Source organism: Kosakonia oryzae (assembly GCF_001658025.2).
In the GTDB taxonomy this organism is placed as follows: domain Bacteria; phylum Pseudomonadota; class Gammaproteobacteria; order Enterobacterales; family Enterobacteriaceae; genus Kosakonia; species Kosakonia oryzae.
In genome coordinates this window covers 3,662,506-3,679,864 of record NZ_CP014007.2, presented here as the reverse complement: position 1 = coordinate 3,679,864, position 17,359 = coordinate 3,662,506, and the positions used below count along the sequence as shown (strand labels likewise).

Below are 17,359 nucleotides of genomic sequence, written 5' to 3'. Positions count from 1 at the left end.
ATCAACGCGCGACATAGCGTACTGATGAATGGATCTGCTAATTTGTGATCCGCCCGGCGAAAAATATCCTGTATTGCAGAAGCAGAAAATGGCTTTCCGCGGCCGCTTCCAGAATGGCAAAAAGGGTTACCCAGCGGGCGCTAAAAATGCCACAATAGTGGCTGTTTATACAGTATTTCAGGTTTCTTCATGGCTCTTACCGCCGCGCTAAAAGCGCAGATCGCCGCCTGGTATAAGGCGTTGCAACAACAGATCCCGGACTTTATTCCCCGTGCGCCGCAGCGGCAGATGATTGCTGATGTCGCGAAAACTCTGGCGGGGGAAGAGGGCCGGCATCTGGCGATCGAAGCGCCGACCGGCGTCGGGAAAACGCTCTCTTATTTAATTCCGGGCATTGCTATTGCCCGCGAAGAGCAAAAAACGCTGGTGGTCAGCACCGCCAACGTGGCGTTGCAGGATCAGATCTACAGTAAGGATCTGCCGCTGCTGCGCAAAATTATCCCCGATTTACGTTTTACCGCCGCGTTTGGCCGTGGGCGCTATGTCTGCCCGCGCAATCTGGCCGCGCTGGCCAGCAGCGAGCCGGACCAGCAGGATCTGCTGGCTTTTCTGGATGATGAGCTGACGCCGGGCAGCAAAGAGGAACAGAAGCAGTGCGCGACGCTGAAAGCCGATCTCGACAGCTACAAATGGGACGGCCTGCGCGATCACACCGATAAAGCCATCAGCGATGATTTATGGCGTCGCCTCAGTACCGATAAAGCCAGCTGCCTGAACCGCAACTGCCACTACTACCGGGAATGCCCGTTCTTTGTTGCGCGGCGTGAAATTCAGGAAGCGGAAGTGGTGGTGGCGAACCACGCGCTGGTGATGGCGGCGCTGGAGAGCGAAGCCGTCTTACCGGAGCCGAAAAACCTGCTGCTGGTGCTGGATGAAGGCCATCATCTGCCGGATGTGGCGCGCGATGCGCTGGAGATGAGCGCCGAAATAACGGCGTCCTGGTATCAGTTACAGCTCGACCTGTTTACCCGGCTGGTGGCGACATGCCTGGAGCAGTTCCGGCCGAAAACCCTGCCGCCGCTGGCGACGCCGGAGCGGCTCAACGCCCACTGCGAAGAGCTGTTCGGGCTGATTTCCTCACTGAATAACATACTCAACCTCTATCTTCCTGCCGGTCAGGAAGCCGAATACCGCTTCGCTATGGGCGAGCTGCCGGATGAGGTGATGGCGATTTGTCAACGGCTGGCGAAGCTAACAGAGATGCTGCGCGGGCTGGCGGAGCTGTTCCTCAACGATTTAAGCGAAAAGACCGGCAGCCACGATATTGTGCGTTTGCACCGGGTGATCCTGCAAATGAACCGTGCGCTTGGCATGTTTGAAAGCCAGAGCAAACTCTGGCGGCTGGCCTCGATGGTGCAGGCTTCCGGCGCGCCGGTATCGAAATGGGCGACGCGCGAAGTGCGTGAAGGGCAGCTGCATCTGCTGTTTCACTGCGTGGGCATTCGCGTCAGCGATCAGCTGGAGAAGCTGCTGTGGCGCAGTGTGCCGCATATTGTTGTCACCTCCGCCACGCTGCGATCGCTCAACAGTTTTAATCGCCTGCAAGAGATGAGCGGCCTGAAAGAGAAAGCGGGCGACCGCTTTGTCTCGCTGGATTCGCCTTTCAATCACGTCGAGCAGGGGAAGATTGTTATCCCGCAAATGCGCTACGAACCGCTGATTGAAAATGAAGAGCAGCATATCGCCGAAATGGCGACCTGGTTTCGTGAGCAGGTAGAAAGTAAAGCCCATCCGGGGATGCTGGTGCTGTTCGCCAGCCAGCGCGCGATGCAGCTATTTTTAAGCTACGTAGCGGATTTACGCCTGCTGCTGTTGGTGCAGGGCGATCAACCGCGCTACCGGCTGGTGGAACTGCACCGTAAACGGATCGACGCGGGTGAGCGCAGCGTGCTGGTTGGCCTGCAATCCTTCGCCGAAGGGCTTGATCTGAAAGGCGATTATCTGACACAGGTGCATATTCATAAAATCGCCTTTCCGCCGATTGATAGCCCGGTGGTGATCACTGAAGGCGAATGGCTGAAGAGCCTCAACCGTTATCCTTTTGAAGTACAGAGTTTGCCCAGCGCCTCGTTTAATCTTATCCAGCAGGTCGGCAGGCTTATCCGCAGCCACGGCTGTCGCGGCGAAGTGGTGATTTACGATAAGCGCCTGCTGACCAAAAGCTACGGAAAACGTCTGCTTGATGCGCTACCGGTGTTTCCTATTTCCCAACCGGCAATGCCGGACGTTATAGTGAAGAAACCGGTGAAAAAACCAGAACAAAAGCGCCGCAGGCGCCGTTAACGATGTGAGCATGCGAGGAACTGTCATGGATTACCGTAAAGTTATCAAAGAGATTGGTCGCGGGAAGAACCACGCCCGAGACCTGGATATTGACACCGCGCGTGGTCTCTATACGCAGATGCTGAACGGCGACGTGCCGGATCTGGAGATGGGCGGCATTCTGATTGCGCTGCGCATTAAAGGCGAAGGCGAGGCGGAAATGCGCGGCTTCTACGAGGCGATGCAACAGCACACGCTGTCGCTGACGCCGCCGGTGGCCAAACCGATGCCGATTGTTATTCCCAGCTATAACGGCGCGCGCAAACAGCCTAATCTCACGCCATTGTTGGCTATTCTATTGAATAAGCTGGGTTTCCCGGTGCTGGTGCACGGCGTCAGCGCCGATCCCACGCGCGTGATTAGCGAAAGTATTTTCACCCTGCTGGGCATTGAGCCGACGCTGCACGCCGGGCAGGCGCAGGCGAAGCTGGAAGGTCATCATCCGGTCTTTATGCCGGTACACGCGCTCTGTCCGCCGCTGGAAAAACAACTGGCGATGCGCTGGCGCATGGGCGTGCGCAACAGCGCGCACACGCTGGCGAAGCTGGTCACTCCGTTTAAAACCGACGCGGCGCTGCGTTTATCCAGCGTTTCTCATCCCGAATATCTTACGCGGGTGGGGAAATTTTTCGCCGACATCGGTGGCCGTGCGCTGTTGATGGCGGGTACGGAAGGGGAAGTGTATGCGAACCCGCAGCGCTGTCCGCAGATCAACCTGATTGACGCAGCAGGCGAGCGGATCCTCTTTGCGCGCAACGATGCTGATGAGCAGGTGGCGCTGGAGGGCGTGGCAAAGGATGCAGAGAGTACGGCTCGCTGGATTGAACACTGCCTTGCCGGGCGCGAAGCGATACCGGAGTCATTAAAAATTCAGCTGGCCTGTTGCCTGGTGGCAACCGGAGAAAGTGCGACGCTGGAAGAGGGACTGGCGCGGGTCGCGCAAAGTTTTTAAGCAAAAAAAAGCCCGTCACAATCCAGGACGGGCAAAAACAGGGTAACAACAGGGTCAATGAGGGTGGAGCATCCCGGCAGAGGGTTAATTTGCCGGGGGGTATAACTTCGGTTGGGTTATTTGTAGATAACCGCAGTGCCGCTCAGTTTGTTATTGCCGGCAGCAGAGATGATGCTGTAGCCGCTGGCGCCAGCAGCCTGCGCTTTGGCAGCCAGTTTGGCTTCCAGACCGTCCAGCGTGGTTGCGCCGTGAGCAGAAACAACACCGATTTTGTCCAGGCTTTCGGCCTGCGCGGCAGTCACAGACTGAGCAGCAAAGGCACCGAAAGAGAGGGTAGAAAGCGCGATAGCAGCAACAGCATATTTAATGGTTTTCATAGTCAATTTCTCGCAGGTTATTCTGTATTGGGGACGTTGTTCCGTCGATGTGATAAGTATCACGGTTTTTCACAAGAGATAAAATCGAAGAGAATTGACGGCCTTATTCTAAAAAATTGAACAAGATCTAGCTGTTTGATTTGAAAGGCTTTTGTGCAAGAAAAAAGGGCGTTCGTCAGCAGGTCAGCGCAGCGGACAATTTTGCGGCACATTTTGCTACTTTCACAGCGGGATTTTGTGGATGTAAAGGCAACCGCTTGCGCTGGTTGAAAACGTCAGGAAAGGTCAACGTAGCTGGCTATCCTTAGAACCTCTGCGATTATATCCTGAGAATGTAGAGTTATGTAAATCTTTCTCCTGCTGGCAGGTAACGCATAAGCGCACCCCGGGAATCGCTTTACGACGCGCTTCCGGGATCGGTTCGCCACACTCTTCGCAGGTCAGCAGACTTTCACCGTGGGGTAAATCACGACGCGCGCGCGCCACGGCATCTTCAATCGTACTGTCGATCTGCTGCTGTACCGCACCGTCATTTGCCCAGCCTGAAGCCATCATCGCCTCCTTAGTTGCCATAGCGTAATTATAGCAAACGCCTGATGGCATCGGGCCCCAGGCTCAGGCTGGGGCAGGTAAACGGGGTTAGCGGTTATCCGGGCGGATCAAATCGAAGCGCTGTGCTTCACTGATCCCGTAATAGGCAGACGGGCCGCCCGCGCGCAGCACGGGCTGCGCTTTCGCAGTCTGATAAATGCCGTTTTCCAGCAGCGATTCATCAATGTGTACCGCGACCACTTCACCCAGCACCAGCCAGCTATCGATGGCGCGGCCGTCGGCGGTGGTCAGTTGAATACACTGGGAGAGACGACACTCGAAGTTGACCGGGCTTTCCGCCACGCGCGGCGCGCTGACGATACGACCTGCAACGGGCGTCAGGCCTGCACGGGTAAACTCATCTTCGCCGTGGGGCAGTGATGCGGAGGTTTCATTCATCCGCACCGCTAAATCGCGGGTCGTCAGGTTCCAGACAAACTCTTTGGTTTCAGTGATATTGCGTACGCTATCTTTCCAGCCGCTGCTGGCGAAACCGATAATCGGCGGGCGATAATTGAAACAGTTAAAGAAACTGTACGGCGCAAGATTTCGCTGGCCTTTGCCATCCAGCGAGGCAATCCAGCCAATAGGACGCGGGCCAATAATCGCATTCAGCGGATCGTGCGGCAGGCCGTGGCCTTTCGCCGGTTCATAAAAATACATAGCGTTTCCTGGTTGTCAGACAAGTTTCTTCAGCCTCACTTATTTACCCGGCCAACGTCAACGGGTATCTTACGCCGCTGCTAACAGGAGAATGCCATGAATGCCCAGAAGCCGGGTTTGCACCCGCGTAACCGCCACCACAGCCGCTACGATCTTGACGCATTGTGCGTCGCGAATCCGTCATTGCGCGACTTTATCACCGCGAACCCAAAAGGTGAGGCGACCATTGATTTCGCCGAACCGCAGGCGGTGAAGGCCTTAAATAAAGCGCTGCTGGCGCATTTCTATGGTGTGCGGGAGTGGGATATCCCCGAGGGTTTTCTCACCCCGCCGGTGCCAGGGCGCGCCGATTATCTCCACCATCTGGCTGATGTGCTGGCAGAGAGTAACGAAGGGCAGATCCCTGCGCAGGCCAGCGTGCTGGATGTTGGCACCGGCGCGAACTGCATCTATCCGCTGATTGGTCACCATGAATATGGCTGGCGTTTTACTGGTAGCGAAATTAACGATGCAGCGCTGACCAGCGCACAGGCAATTATCAATGCTAACCCGGGGCTGAGCCGCGCAATTCGTCTGCGTCGGCAAAAAGATCCGTCGGCGATTCTTGCTGGCATTATCCACAAAAATGAGCAGTACGATGCCACGCTCTGTAATCCGCCGTTTCATGACTCGGCGCAGAGCGCGCAAGCGGGCAGCGAGCGTAAACGCCGTAATCTCGGGCAAGCGGCCAGCGATGCCGCTAACTTTGGCGGTCAGCAGCAGGAGTTATGGTGTGAAGGCGGGGAAGTCGCCTTTATTTGCAAGATGATTGCGGAAAGCCAGCAGTTCGCTCGCCAGGTGCTGTGGTTCACCTCGCTGGTCTCGCGTGGTGATAACCTGCCCGAACTCTATCGTGCGCTGACGCAGGCCGGTGCGGTGAAGGTGATGAAAAAAGAGATGGCCCAGGGTCAAAAGCAGAGCCGCTTTATCGCCTGGACTTTCCTCGATGAGACCCAGCGTAAACGTTGGGCACAGAGCCGCTTTAAAGGGTAGGTTCTGCTGGCGGCGGCGGCGGGCTGGCCGGTGATGCCGGTTGCGCTGAGCTTTGCGGTGCAGGCAGCATTTGATACGTCTGCACCGGCGGGCGAACGCCGGCGCGATCGAAATGTTTTTTCACCATGGTGTCGAGAGCAAACCTGACCGTCCACTGCTTCAGCGGCAGCGTGGTGAAGGTGACACGCAGTGTAAAAGCGGTATTGGTGAGCCCAACCAGCCCGGCGAATGACGGCTCGCCAATCACCAGCCCGCGAATATCTTCCTGTTCCATCAGTTCAGCCACCGCATCCTTCAACGCCTGATTCGCTTTATCGGTCTCTTCATGGCGATCGACATCATAATTTGCCACCACCGAACCAATACCGCGGACAAAGTTGGCGAAGGTGGTAATCGATGACCAGGGAATAATGTGGTACGCCCCGGTATCCTGGCGCACGCCGACAGAACGAATCGACATTCGCTCAACGGTGCCGGTTAGCGGCCCGATAGTCACCAGATCGCCGGTATTCATCCCATTTTCGAACTGAATAAAAATCCCGGTGATAATGTCTTTTACCAGCGTTTGCGAGCCGAACGAGATCGCCAGCCCTAACGCACCGGCACCGGCGAGCAGCGGTGCGATATTGACGCCAATTTCTGAGAGCACAATCATCACCGTGATGGTGCTGATCACCACCGCCAGCGCATTGCGGAACAGCGTCAGCAGCGTGCGCGTACGCGCGCTTGGCAGCGGACGGCCGTGAATATCGGACGCCAGACGGTTCTCAATCAGGCTTGCCAGTAGCGTCCAGCCTACCGCCGAGAAGAAGAGGATCAACGCAATGCGGATCAGAATATCGACGGTTTTCTCTCCCGCGCCATAATTGAGCCAGTGCCAGAAATCAAACAGCCGCCAGGCATTCAGCAGCAGCATGATGGTGGCGCACACCACCAGAATGCGCGCCGTTTTCAGCGCTGCCGACAACCAGCCGTTCAGCCGCTTTTGCAGTTCCGGGTAGTTACGCTGCACCTGCGGCGAGAGGGTGATAGTTTTATTCAGCCAGCGCGACAACACACCGGAGAGGAAGGCCGCAATACTCAGAATAGCAAGGCTGTTAACCGACGCGCTCATCATAAATTTCAGGCTATTGCCCGGGTCAAACAGCGAGAAAAAGAACAGCACGACAAAGTAGGCGCTGGCGAGCCAGTGCCATACCAGCGCAAGCGCGCGAATAAACAAGCTAAAGAAGGCCAGTGAGTGGTTGGCAAGCTCAATCAGGTTGTGCTGGATCTCGCGCTTATTGTGGAAGATAAGATAGAGCGCCCAGACGGTAATACACAGCATAATCACCACGTTGGCGAGTGCGCCAACCTGCACGTTCACCTGATTGGAGATAATCGGCACCGCCACCAGCAAGCCATAACCAATCAGGCTGCTCAATGCGCTCAGGCGCAAATGCCAGTAGCGAGCGGTGCCATCGGCAATACGAAACGGACGCAGTTCCGGAATGCGCGGGCAGAAAACCAGCCGCAAAATGGCTTTGAAAAACTCAATTAGCGCAAACGCATTGAGGAACAGGCTTTGCTGGAAAGCGATGGTGCTGTTGTCTGCATTCAGCCTGGCGCGGAGCAACTGACCGATAAACAGCGTCAGCACCAGTAATAGCAGGTCGATAATAAAGGCGCCAATTATCATGGCGGGCAACTGCAACCAGTTTCGGCGTTCGCGGTTTTTGCGCCTTCCCCATTTGCCCATCCGGCGGTAGAGCGGCATCACGCACTGACGCACCAGTATCCAGAAAGCAAAAACCAGTACCGCGAGTAGTAAAAAGTGGCTGGCGGCATTCGTGAAGGTTTGCGGGTTGAAGGCCTTATGCGGCGAGCCGGTGATATTGCGGTAGAGTTGGGCAAAGCGGGAGGCCAGCGCTTCGCCGTAGTAGCCGCTGACTTCGGTGACATTCTCCAGCACCGTTTTCTGCTCTTTGACTTCCGGCGGCGTGATCTCCGGAACCGGCTCCTGCGGCGGCGTGGTGGCGACTTTCCGCAACTGATCAATCAGCTCCTTGCGTGAATTATCGTTTTCCAGCACGTCTGCCAGCGCCGCATAGGCCGCTTTTTTTTGTTCGACGCTGGGTTCACTGCTTTGGGTAGATGATGCGCTGTTGGCTGCGGTTGCTGTGATGCCGGGTATCGTCGCGGCCTGAAGCGGCGCGCACAGCAGAGTGAGGAATAGCAATATCCACGGCATAGGCTCCTCCGGTGAGAAAGTCCAGCAAAATGATAAGTATAGATGCCGGGCGGAGCAGGGTAGGAAATGAGAACAATCCGGGGGAAACGCCCCTCCAGGCGGAGGGGCACAAGCACATCAGGAAACGTGTTGTAAAAATTCCTGTAAGCGCGGGCTGGGGGGATTTTCGATCAACTGTTGCGGATTGCCGTCTTCGGCAATGCGGCCTTTGTCGATGAAAATCAGGCGCGACGCCACTTTTTCGGCGAAGCCGATTTCATGGGTAACGATCACCATGGTCATGCCTTCTTCAGCCAGATCCTGCATTACTTTCAGCACTTCGTGGCGCAGCTCCGGATCGAGCGCGGAGGTTGGCTCATCGAATAGCATCATCTTCGGTTTTACCGCCAGCGCGCGGGCAATCGCGACGCGCTGCTGCTGACCGCCGGAAAGCTCAGACGGATAGTGATGCGCACGTTCAGCCAGCCCGACCTTCGCCAGCAGATCTCTTGCCAGCTTTTCAGCATCGGCTTTATTGGTCCCGCGCACGCGCAGCGGGCCAAACATGACGTTTTCCAGCGCCGTCAGATGCGGGAACAGATAGAACTGCTGGAAAACCATGCCGGCTTCCTGGCGGATCAGGCGCTCATCCACTTTCGGATCGTTGACTTTCAGGCCATCAACAATCAGATCGCCGCTGGTGATCTCTTCCAGCTTGTTAATACAGCGCAGCAGTGTCGATTTACCCGAGCCGGACGGCCCGATAATAACCACTACTTCACCTTCAGTGATATTCAGATCAATGTTGTGCAGCACCTGGGTTTGACCAAAGTGCTTGGAGACGTTTTTAAATTCAATCACAGGATTTTCATCCTTCTTTCAAGACGACGCAGAATGAAGCTCAGCACCAGGGTAATGATCAGATAGACAACCGCAACGGCGCTCCAGATCTCCAGCGCGCGGAAGTTGCCGGCAATGATTTCCTGGCCCTGGCGGGTCAGTTCGGCGACGCCGATAACAATAAACAGCGAAGTATCTTTGATACTGATGATCCACTGGTTACCCAGCGGCGGCAGCATACGGCGCAGCGCTAACGGCAGGATCACATGGCGAATGGTTTCGCCACGCGACAGGCCCAGCGCGAGGCCCGCTTCCCGGAAGCCTTTATGAATAGAAAGCACCGCACCACGGGTGATTTCCGCAATATAGGCACCGGAGTTAATCATGATGGTAACGACGGCGGCCGAGAACGGATCGATGCGCAGATCGTTAAACGCCATCGGCAGGGCAAAGTAAATAAACATGACCTGTACGACGATAGGCGTACCGCGAATAACTTCAATAAATACCAGTGCGATGTGGTTGGAAATCCAGCCGCCGAAAGTGCGTGCGAAACCCGCTGCCAGACCAATGATCAATCCGCCAATGAGGCCGAGGACCGAGATCAACAGCGTCATCTTCGCGCCTTCGATCAGAAGCGGAATGGCAGGCCAAATGGCGCTCCAGTCAAACTGCATGATGTGTTCCTGTATACCGTGGTTGTAACAAATGTATCAGGGGCGAAGATCGCCCCTGAGGAGTAACACTTTATTTTTTAATAATTATTTAGGCTCAGAACCGAACCATTTTTTGTAGATTTCGTTGTAGGTGCCGTTTTCGCGCAGGGTTTTCAGCGCGCCGTTCACTTTTTCACGCAGGTCGTCGCTGCCTTTCGGGAAGGCGATACCATACTGCTGCGCTTCCAGGGACTCACCGACGGCTTTGAACTGACCGTTACCGGCAGTTTTAATGAAATAAAGAATGTTCGGCGTGTCGTGCAGAACAGCATCTGCGCGGCCAGTGCCCAGTTCCATGTAAGCATTGTCGATGTTCGGGAACTGACGCAGATCTTTGGTTTTGATGTTTGCTTTCGCATAATCAACAGAACCGGTGCCGCTCTTCACTGCCACCACTTTGCCATCCAGATCTTTCACGCTTTTCACGTCGTTGTTGTTGGCTTTCACCATCACCAGCAGACCGCTTTTGTAATAGCCGTCAGAGAACTCGATCGCTTTCTTACGCTCTTCGGTAATCGTAATGCCCGCCAGCGCCAGGTCGACGTTTTTGGTTTGCAGCGCCGGGATGATGCCGCTGAAATCCATCGGTTTCAGTTCATAATCCAGTTTCAGCTCTTTCGCGATAGCGGCCCACAGATCCACGTCGAAACCAACGTATTTGTCGCCTTGTTTAAACTCGAAAGGAACGAATGCGGTGTCGGTGGCAACCACCAGTTTTTTATCAGCAGCCTGAGAGGAAACAGCAAAGGCGAGAGCGAGTGCAGCCAGGGAAAATTTCAGTACAGACTTCATAGTTTTTCCTTTTGTATCCGGGGAGCGATCCCCTGCGAGAATGAACGCAGTATGAAAAAATCATGCCAGGTTTACAACCCATTGTTTTGTAAAGGCGCAACTTTAACCGGTTGCACAATAAGTGTAGCAGTGATACCGCTTTGCACTATTGTGGTGCTCGGTTTTGGTGCATAAAAATGGCGTGGCGGATTTTGCTCTTTTTTAGCGCAGAACGTGGACGTAAAACAATCGGTTATTAACAATTTTGTGACGCGATAATAACGTAGAGGAAACTTTAGGCAGGAAAAAAGGAAAAGCACTGCACTGTAAAAGTGCAAACCCCTTCGCGGGAAGCGAAGGGGTCATTGATAAAGTTTATGGATTATTCGATATTGGATTCGATGAACCACAGGAATTTATCCAGATCGCGGGATGCTGCGGTGAAAATATCTGCGGTATCTTCGTCTTTCGCTTCACTAATCGCTTTACGTACGTCATTCGCTACGACGGCATAACGATCGGCCAGCTCTTTCAGGTGATCCTGAACGCTGTGGATGTCCAGCGGGTAGCCTTTCAGCGTGGTTTGACTGTTGATCACCTGCGTGGTGCCCAGTGCCACTCCGCCCAGCTGTACAGAACGTTCTGCCATCGTATCAAGATGGTCGATCAACGCAGTACGGAACTGATCCAGCATTTCATGTACGGCAATGAAGTTAGCACCGCGCATATTCCAGTGGGCCTGTTTGGTAATCAGCGACAGGTCAATGAACTGGATCACCTGGCGATTCAACAACTCAATGGTCGCTTTTTTATCGCTATCCGATACATCGTTGCGGGTATAAAGCAGATTAGACGCTTTCGTTTTAACCAGTTTAGCGGTACTCATAATCTCATATCCTCTTGATGTTTGTGTCCCAGGTAATTACCGGAACTAAGTATAGCACCAGATTTCATTTATCTGTTTTGGCTGTGCCTATCGGTTCAATAGCAAAATCAGAATATATGCTTATTTTTTATGTGGTGATAACTAATAATATGAATTATAAGAAAAATTAAATAATTCCCGGAATGGAAGGGTGACGGTAATCCTATTTTAAAGAGTAATGTACGTAAACGTAAGAAATATTGTCACAGCAGTGGGAGGATATTCAGCATAAGACAAATCTCATGCTGAATATAATTATTTAACCAATCTCCACTTTGCGGATTTTACTTTCCCGCCGCAACGTCAGCGTGGAGCCCATCGAGGCGATAACGATGGCCATCAGCGCCAGCACCTGCTGCAAAGCGAGCGTTTCGCCAAGAAAAACCATGCCTGAGATCGCGGCCATCGCTGGCTCCATGCTCATCAGCGTACCGAAGGTGCGGGTGGGAAGCCGGGTTAATGCAACCATCTCCAGTGAGTAGGGCAGCGCGGTGGACAACATGGCAACGGCGATGCCAAGCGGCAAAATCGACCAGTGCCACAGCAGCTCGCCAGACTGGAGCGCACCAAGAGGGACAAACACGATCGCCGCAATTAACGAGCCAAGCGCGACCGTTGCCGGGCCGTGTTCCTCTCCCGCGCGCTGACCGCAGAGGATGTAAATCGCCCAGCAGGCCCCGGCACCGAGGGCAAAGGCTGCGCCGCTCAGATTCACATGCGCGACGTTTTCTCCCAGCGGCAGCAAATACCACAGCCCGAGTACGGCAAGGATCACCCAGATAAAATCGACCGGACGACGGGAGGAGAACAACGCTACGGCCAGCGGCCCGGTGAATTCCAGCGCCACGGCGATACCCAGCGGTACGGTCTGAATGGAGAGGTAGAACATATAGTTCATCCCACCGAGCGACAGCCCGTAAAACAGGAGCGGCAAACGTTGCTCGCGGGTGAAACGTAACCGCCAGGGTTTGAAAACGATGGCCAGGATAATCGTGCCGAGCGCCAGCCGCAGCGCAGTGACGCCAGGTGCGCCGACCAGTGGAAACAAAGATTTCGCCAGCGATGCACCGCCCTGAATAGAGATCATGGCGATAAGTAACACCAAAACCGGCAGCCACACCGGCAACTTACGAGACAACCCTGGCATCCTTTCTCCCGTCAATTTATGTCAATTGAAGTAAAGCCGTCAGTCTACTTGAAAATACCGCCGGCTGGTTGAGCGTTCGTTGAAAAAAACTGCCCGAATATCCGTAGAATAAGGATTATCTGATGGTTAATTAACCTGTTGATTTAAGAATTGTCTGGATGAATGTGCCACTTATTGAGCATCATAATGGCGCGTTATGCGGGAAAATACGTGTTTTTTGAAAGGGTTGTTCAGTAGCGGAAACTTTCTGTTACATGAAATGGCACTTTAGACCCCAATTCCTGCAAAGAGTTTCCTGACTATTTTTGATATATTTAAAAACGTAGGACGTAGGATTTACTTGAAGCACATTTGAGGTGGATTATGAAAAAAATTGCATGTCTTTCAGCACTGGCCGCTCTTCTGGCGGTATCTGCAGGTTCCGCAGTAGCAGCAACTTCAACCGTTACCGGCGGCTACGCTCAGAGCGATGCGCAGGGTATTGCTAACAAAACTAACGGCTTCAACCTGAAATACCGCTACGAGCAGAATGACAACCCGCTGGGTGTTATCGGTTCCTTTACTTACACTGAAAAAGATCGTACCGAAAGCGGCGTCTACAACAAAGCGCAGTACTACGGCATCACTGCAGGTCCGGCTTACCGTCTGAACGACTGGGCAAGCATCTACGGCGTAGTCGGTGTTGGTTACGGTAAATTCCAGCAGACTGTTGATACCGCTAAAGTTTCTGATACCAGCGACTACGGCTTCTCTTACGGTGCCGGTCTGCAGTTCAACCCGATGGAAAACGTTGCTCTGGACTTCTCTTACGAGCAGAGCCGTATTCGTAGCGTTGACGTTGGCACCTGGATTGCCGGTGTTGGTTACCGTTTCTAATCGCTTCGGCGATATAAAAAATCCGCCCAATGGGCGGATTTTTTTTGCCTGAAACGCTCACCAGTCAGTGCTTACTGCGGGTATCAAAAAGATCCGTGCCCAGGTGGTTGTAGTCAACTTTCTGTAACTTAAAGTTAGTAATGTAAACTGGCCCGGCTTTTTGCTCGGAGGAAAAGCGGTAAGAATTTTTTATCTGCTCGGCGGCGATCCCGGTCCACTGTGAGAAGAAACTAAGGAAATCATTGGCTGAACGGCGAGCCTTGACGATCCGGTGCTTTGTATCGTCACTGGAGATCACCATAAACGGCACCTGAAAATCCTGCTGGAACTTGTCGGCATGCGCCAGATACTGTGCCTCTTTACCGCGTTCTTTAATTGCCAGCCCGTGATCGGAAAAATAGACCATTGAAAAACTGTCGCCGCTATTCACCAGCTGGGAATAGAGCTTGCCAAGCAGATCGTCCGTCTGCGTGATGGAGTAGAGGTAGCAGGACGTTTCTTTCGATTGTACAAACTCGTTGTATTTACCGCCGGTGCGATCGCAGGCCTGCGGGTGCGATCCCATCAGATGCAGCACGATCAGCTGTGGCTGCGTACGCTGCGTTGAAAAGACCTGAGCGGTCAATTTCAGCAGCTCTTCGTCACGGGTGTTTTTATTCGCTTCAAAATCGCCATTTTTCAGGAACTGCACTTCATCGGCGCGCTTCGCAATACTGGCGATCGCCGTATCGTATTCGCCAATTTGCCCCTGATTGGAGAACCACCAGGTCTGGAAACCCGCACGATTCGCCAGCGTAACAAAGTTATCCTGGTATTGCGGTTTATCATCGACCACCCGGTTCAGCGTCAGACCGAGCGACTTCTGCGTTGAGCCGCTGGCAGACACGTAATCCATAAAGAACGTGCCGTTCGCCTGGCTGGCAAAAGGCGTGTTATTCCAGTGGCCACCAAATGCGCCTAACGCATCGCGGCGCGCGCTTTCGCCAATCACCACCACATATGTGTGATATTTCGGTTTGACCGCCGTTACGGTCCAGGTGTCTTTCATGCTGGCGAACTGCGCCATATTCTCCTGTTCGACGCGCACTAAATAGTAGTTAAACGCTACATCGCGCACGAAGCGCAGTACCGGCACGCCGGTATCGATAATCCTGAAGTCATATCCCAGAAAGTGGTTCTGTACCGGGCCGATAAAATAAGATGCCACGCAAAACACGGCGCCTACGGTATCCCACTTTAGCCACGGCGTCGGCGCGGCTGGGATGCGGCGGCGCATCGACATAACGCCTAAGCCGAAGATAAACAGGCCAATAACATAGTGATACCACGGGAAAATAGTCAAAATTTCCGTGGACTCTTCCATATTGGTCGACAGCAGAGCGAGCAGCGTATTGAAGTTCGGCGCGCCGTAGGCCTGGCCAAACGGGAAATAACACGCTGCCACCAGAGAGATAATACCGACGAACACCTTCTGCGCGCGCGGCGCGTGACGCCATAGCACGAGCAGGGCGCAGGTCAGGACAACGGCATACAACACGCTAAATTCGTAACCAAGAGCAAAATTAATCAACATCGACTGGAGAAAATAGAAACCCGTCCACGGATTGACGGTCTGGCTGCGAAATGCAGCGGATTCTTTCAGAATTAGGCTCATTGATGACTATCGCGAAACCGCCATGTGCTCACCCTGGCGTAAGGGTCAAAACCTGCCGGACAGTGCGTGGAGAGGGGATGTGGTCCGCTTCTGCGAGCCGCAATTTGTGCAGGGCAGCGCAAAGATAGAGCGAGGCGCAACGAAGGTCAACACCGGCTAAGCGGTTGTTTTGAGAGGGTGATTGCAAATCCAGCAAAAACACGCGAATTTTTAGACAAAACGACCAGTATGACGGGGGATTGTGACAGAAAAATGAAGCGGCGTACCGCGACGCCGCATTAGTGGGTAGGTTTGTCCGGGTCTGCTGCGGTTTGCCGTTGATGATATCGCACAGCATATTCAGCAGCATTAAACGGACTTTAAAGGGAGAGTGACTAAACACAAGCATGCACCTCTTGAACTCATTCATCGGAACCTCCTTACGCTTTCGTGGCCCTTCGCTCCGTGAAAGGTGAACGCATTACATACAGATATAGCACAGGCTATATTTTATAGCTATGGCTAATGCGTTAATTTTTTGTGCTGATTCACGAATGGTTTACAATGGCGCTTCTCTTATATGATGTAGCACCGCGTCACACTGTCAGAGGAAGCACAATGAACCGTCGCGCAGCGAATCCAACAATAAAAAAAGTGACGCTGGTAAATGTTGAAGAACATGTCGAGGGCTTTCGGCAGGTGCGCGAAGCGCATCGTCGCGAGCTGATTGACGACTACGTTGAACTGATTTCCGATTTAATTCGCGAAGTGGGCGAAGCCCGCCAGGTGGATATGGCGGCGCGTCTTGGCGTTTCGCAGCCTACCGTGGCAAAAATGCTGAAAAAGCTGGCGACCGTCGGCTTGATTGAGCAGATCCCGTGGCGCGGTGTTTTTCTGACGCCGGAAGGGGAGAAGCTGGCGCAGGAGAGCCGCGAGCGCCATCAAATCGTGGAAAGTTTTCTGCTGGTGCTTGGCGTCAGCCCGGAGATTGCCCGCCGCGATGCGGAAGGGATGGAGCACCACGTCAGCCAGGAAACCCTCGACTGTTTCCGCCGTTTTACCCTGCAACACGGGCTGCCTTCTGAATGAACATACCGCTGTTTCGCGCACTGGCGCGCGACCATTTTCTTCATCTGCTGTTGATCATTGGCGTTGTGCTTTGCTTCTTCGTTCCGTTCGCGCCTGCACGCTGGCCAGGGGCAATTGACTGGCACACCATTATCACCCTGAGCGGGCTGATGTTGCTGACCAAGGGCGTTGAACTGAGCGGCTATTTTGATGTGCTCGGGCGGCGTATGGTGCGTCGTTTTCACAATGAACGCCGCCTGGCGATGTTTATGATACTGGCGGCGGCGCTGCTCTCCACCTTCTTAACCAACGATGTGGCGCTGTTTATTGTGGTACCGCTGACCATTACGCTCAAGAAGCTGTGTGAAATCCCGGTCAACCGGCTGATCATCTTCGAAGCGCTGGCGGTCAATGCTGGTTCGTTGCTGACGCCAATTGGCAACCCGCAAAACATCTTATTATGGGGGCGCTCCGGCCTCTCATTCCCGGCGTTTATCTGGCAGATGACGCCGCTGGCGCTGGCGATGATGGTAACGTTGCTGGCGCTGTGCTGGTTTTGTTTTCCCAATAAAGCCCTCAACTACCATAGCGGCGCGCAGACTGCCGACTGGCAACCGCGTCTGGTATGGAGCTGCCTCGGCTTTTACCTCGTCTTTATTACTGCGCTGGAGCTAAAGCAGGAGCTGTGGGGATTGGCGCTGATCGCGGCCGGTTTTCTGCTGCTGGCGCGTCGTGTGGTGCTGAGCGTGGACTGGACATTACTGCTGGTCTTTATTGCCATGTTTATCGATGTGCATCTGCTGATCCAACTTCCGGCGCTGCACAGCGTGCTGACCAGCACCAGCCAGCTTTCACCTTCGGGCCTGTGGCTTGCGGCCATTGGTTTATCGCAATTTATCAGTAACGTGCCCGCCACCATTTTGCTGCTCAACTACGTTCCGCCGGATACCTTGCTGGCCTGGGCGGTGAACGTTGGCGGTTTTGGTTTATTGCCCGGTTCGCTGGCGAACCTTATTGCGCTGCGGATGGCGAACAATCGCCGTATCTGGTGGCGCTTTCACCTCTATTCCCTGCCGATGTTGCTGTGGGCTGCAGCCGTCGGATACGGATTACTCTTATTCAGATAGTGCTGATTTGTCAGTTTATCCTGGAAAATGTATAGCAACCGCCTAACTTT

At 53.9% G+C, this 17,359-nt stretch carries 16 protein-coding genes and 1 pseudogene; 6 read left to right on the top strand and 11 right to left on the bottom strand.

The annotated features are described in order from the left end of the window. The first annotated feature begins 189 nt into the window (after positions 1 to 189). The gene (gene dinG, locus AWR26_RS17425) at positions 190 to 2,343 is read left to right on the top strand and encodes an ATP-dependent DNA helicase DinG (protein WP_043954156.1); all 2,154 of its coding nucleotides are present in this window, start codon (positions 190 to 192) and stop codon (positions 2,341 to 2,343) included. Between the two features lie 25 nt (positions 2,344 to 2,368). Further along, the gene (gene ybiB, locus AWR26_RS17420; RefSeq protein ID WP_064567698.1) at positions 2,369 to 3,334 is read left to right on the top strand and encodes a DNA-binding protein YbiB; all 966 of its coding nucleotides are present in this window, start codon (positions 2,369 to 2,371) and stop codon (positions 3,332 to 3,334) included. 116 nt (positions 3,335 to 3,450) lie between these two features. On the opposite strand, the gene ybiJ is transcribed toward ybiB, so the two are convergent. From ybiJ to AWR26_RS17405, 3 genes are all read right to left on the bottom strand, one after another. Then, positions 3,451 to 3,711, bottom strand: coding sequence for a DUF1471 family protein YbiJ (gene ybiJ, locus AWR26_RS17415; RefSeq protein ID WP_007373990.1), 261 nt, complete (start codon positions 3,709 to 3,711; stop codon positions 3,451 to 3,453). A gap of 285 nt (positions 3,712 to 3,996) precedes the next feature. Next, complete coding sequence (locus AWR26_RS17410) at positions 3,997 to 4,263, bottom strand: DksA/TraR family C4-type zinc finger protein (RefSeq protein WP_007373992.1); 267 nt, start codon at positions 4,261 to 4,263, stop codon at positions 3,997 to 3,999. An 87-nt stretch (positions 4,264 to 4,350) separates the two neighbouring features. Continuing rightward, positions 4,351 to 4,965, bottom strand: a complete 615-nt coding sequence (locus AWR26_RS17405) for a flavin reductase family protein (protein ID WP_064567696.1) — start codon at positions 4,963 to 4,965, stop codon at positions 4,351 to 4,353. A gap of 96 nt (positions 4,966 to 5,061) precedes the next feature. Between AWR26_RS17405 and rlmF the strand changes: the two genes are divergently transcribed. Continuing rightward, positions 5,062 to 5,997, top strand: coding sequence for a 23S rRNA (adenine(1618)-N(6))-methyltransferase RlmF (gene rlmF, locus AWR26_RS17400; protein WP_064567694.1), 936 nt, complete (start codon positions 5,062 to 5,064; stop codon positions 5,995 to 5,997). Here the strand turns inward: rlmF and ybiO are convergent. The 6 genes from ybiO to rhtA all read right to left on the bottom strand — a co-directional run bounded on the left by ybiO (position 5,987) and on the right by rhtA (position 12,605). Continuing rightward, entirely contained in the window at positions 5,987 to 8,227 is a 2,241-nt protein-coding gene (ybiO, locus tag AWR26_RS17395) for a mechanosensitive channel protein (RefSeq protein ID WP_064567692.1), read from the bottom strand. The genes rlmF and ybiO overlap by 11 nt on opposite strands. Positions 8,228 to 8,344: 117 nt before the next feature. After that, complete coding sequence (glnQ, locus tag AWR26_RS17390) at positions 8,345 to 9,067, bottom strand: glutamine ABC transporter ATP-binding protein GlnQ (RefSeq protein ID WP_007373996.1); 723 nt, start codon at positions 9,065 to 9,067, stop codon at positions 8,345 to 8,347. Then, positions 9,064 to 9,723, bottom strand: coding sequence for a glutamine ABC transporter permease GlnP (gene glnP, locus AWR26_RS17385; protein ID WP_007373997.1), 660 nt, complete (start codon positions 9,721 to 9,723; stop codon positions 9,064 to 9,066). Before glnP ends, glnQ begins: the two co-directional genes overlap by 4 nt. A gap of 84 nt (positions 9,724 to 9,807) precedes the next feature. After that, positions 9,808 to 10,554, bottom strand: a complete 747-nt coding sequence (glnH, locus tag AWR26_RS17380) for a glutamine ABC transporter substrate-binding protein GlnH (RefSeq protein WP_043954149.1) — start codon at positions 10,552 to 10,554, stop codon at positions 9,808 to 9,810. Between the two features lie 361 nt (positions 10,555 to 10,915). Then, positions 10,916 to 11,419 (bottom strand): DNA starvation/stationary phase protection protein Dps, encoded by a 504-nt coding sequence (gene dps, locus AWR26_RS17375; protein ID WP_064567690.1) that lies wholly within the window; start codon positions 11,417 to 11,419, stop codon positions 10,916 to 10,918. A gap of 298 nt (positions 11,420 to 11,717) precedes the next feature. Beyond that, on the bottom strand, positions 11,718 to 12,605 hold the full coding sequence (rhtA, locus tag AWR26_RS17370) for a threonine/homoserine exporter RhtA (RefSeq protein WP_064567688.1): 888 nt from the start codon (positions 12,603 to 12,605) through the stop codon (positions 11,718 to 11,720). A 363-nt stretch (positions 12,606 to 12,968) separates the two neighbouring features. Between rhtA and ompX the strand changes: the two genes are divergently transcribed. Beyond that, positions 12,969 to 13,481 carry an outer membrane protein OmpX gene (gene ompX / locus AWR26_RS17365; protein WP_007374002.1) on the top strand — a complete coding sequence of 171 codons (513 nt, stop codon included), beginning with the start codon at positions 12,969 to 12,971 and terminating at the stop codon, positions 13,479 to 13,481. Positions 13,482 to 13,545: 64 nt separating this feature from the next. Here the strand turns inward: ompX and AWR26_RS17360 are convergent, their stop codons facing one another. Continuing rightward, complete coding sequence (locus AWR26_RS17360; protein WP_064567686.1) at positions 13,546 to 15,135, bottom strand: phosphoethanolamine transferase; 1,590 nt, start codon at positions 15,133 to 15,135, stop codon at positions 13,546 to 13,548. 295 nt (positions 15,136 to 15,430) lie between these two features. After that, positions 15,431 to 15,544, bottom strand: a pseudogene (gene mntS / locus AWR26_RS17355) (manganase accumulation protein MntS); the annotation flags it as partial. Between the two features lie 188 nt (positions 15,545 to 15,732). On the opposite strand from mntS, the gene mntR reads away from it, so the two are divergent. Continuing rightward, the gene (gene mntR / locus AWR26_RS17350; RefSeq protein WP_007374005.1) at positions 15,733 to 16,203 is read left to right on the top strand and encodes a manganese-binding transcriptional regulator MntR; all 471 of its coding nucleotides are present in this window, start codon (positions 15,733 to 15,735) and stop codon (positions 16,201 to 16,203) included. After that, positions 16,200 to 17,309 (top strand): anion transporter, encoded by a 1,110-nt coding sequence (locus tag AWR26_RS17345; protein ID WP_064567684.1) that lies wholly within the window; start codon positions 16,200 to 16,202, stop codon positions 17,307 to 17,309. Before mntR ends, AWR26_RS17345 begins: the two co-directional genes overlap by 4 nt. Positions 17,310 to 17,359 lie beyond the last annotated feature (50 nt).

Bases quoted from the DNA above. Each gene is read 5' to 3' on its own strand.
- AWR26_RS17360 (WP_064567686.1), bottom strand. From the start codon at position 15,135: ATGAGCCTAATTCTGAAAGAATCCGCTGCATTTCGCAGCCAGACCGTC.
- ompX (WP_007374002.1), top strand. From the start codon at position 12,969: ATGAAAAAAATTGCATGTCTTTCAGCACTGGCCGCTCTTCTGGCGGTA.
- AWR26_RS17405 (WP_064567696.1), bottom strand. From the start codon at position 4,965: ATGTATTTTTATGAACCGGCGAAAGGCCACGGCCTGCCGCACGATCCG.
- ybiB (WP_064567698.1), top strand. From the start codon at position 2,369: ATGGATTACCGTAAAGTTATCAAAGAGATTGGTCGCGGGAAGAACCAC.
- glnP (WP_007373997.1), bottom strand. From the start codon at position 9,723: ATGCAGTTTGACTGGAGCGCCATTTGGCCTGCCATTCCGCTTCTGATC.
- AWR26_RS17410 (WP_007373992.1), bottom strand. From the start codon at position 4,263: ATGGCTTCAGGCTGGGCAAATGACGGTGCGGTACAGCAGCAGATCGAC.
- rhtA (WP_064567688.1), bottom strand. From the start codon at position 12,605: ATGCCAGGGTTGTCTCGTAAGTTGCCGGTGTGGCTGCCGGTTTTGGTG.
- glnH (WP_043954149.1), bottom strand. From the start codon at position 10,554: ATGAAGTCTGTACTGAAATTTTCCCTGGCTGCACTCGCTCTCGCCTTT.
- dps (WP_064567690.1), bottom strand. From the start codon at position 11,419: ATGAGTACCGCTAAACTGGTTAAAACGAAAGCGTCTAATCTGCTTTAT.
- dinG (WP_043954156.1), top strand. From the start codon at position 190: ATGGCTCTTACCGCCGCGCTAAAAGCGCAGATCGCCGCCTGGTATAAG.
- ybiO (WP_064567692.1), bottom strand. From the start codon at position 8,227: ATGCCGTGGATATTGCTATTCCTCACTCTGCTGTGCGCGCCGCTTCAG.
- AWR26_RS17345 (WP_064567684.1), top strand. From the start codon at position 16,200: ATGAACATACCGCTGTTTCGCGCACTGGCGCGCGACCATTTTCTTCAT.
- mntR (WP_007374005.1), top strand. From the start codon at position 15,733: ATGAACCGTCGCGCAGCGAATCCAACAATAAAAAAAGTGACGCTGGTA.
- ybiJ (WP_007373990.1), bottom strand. From the start codon at position 3,711: ATGAAAACCATTAAATATGCTGTTGCTGCTATCGCGCTTTCTACCCTC.
- rlmF (WP_064567694.1), top strand. From the start codon at position 5,062: ATGAATGCCCAGAAGCCGGGTTTGCACCCGCGTAACCGCCACCACAGC.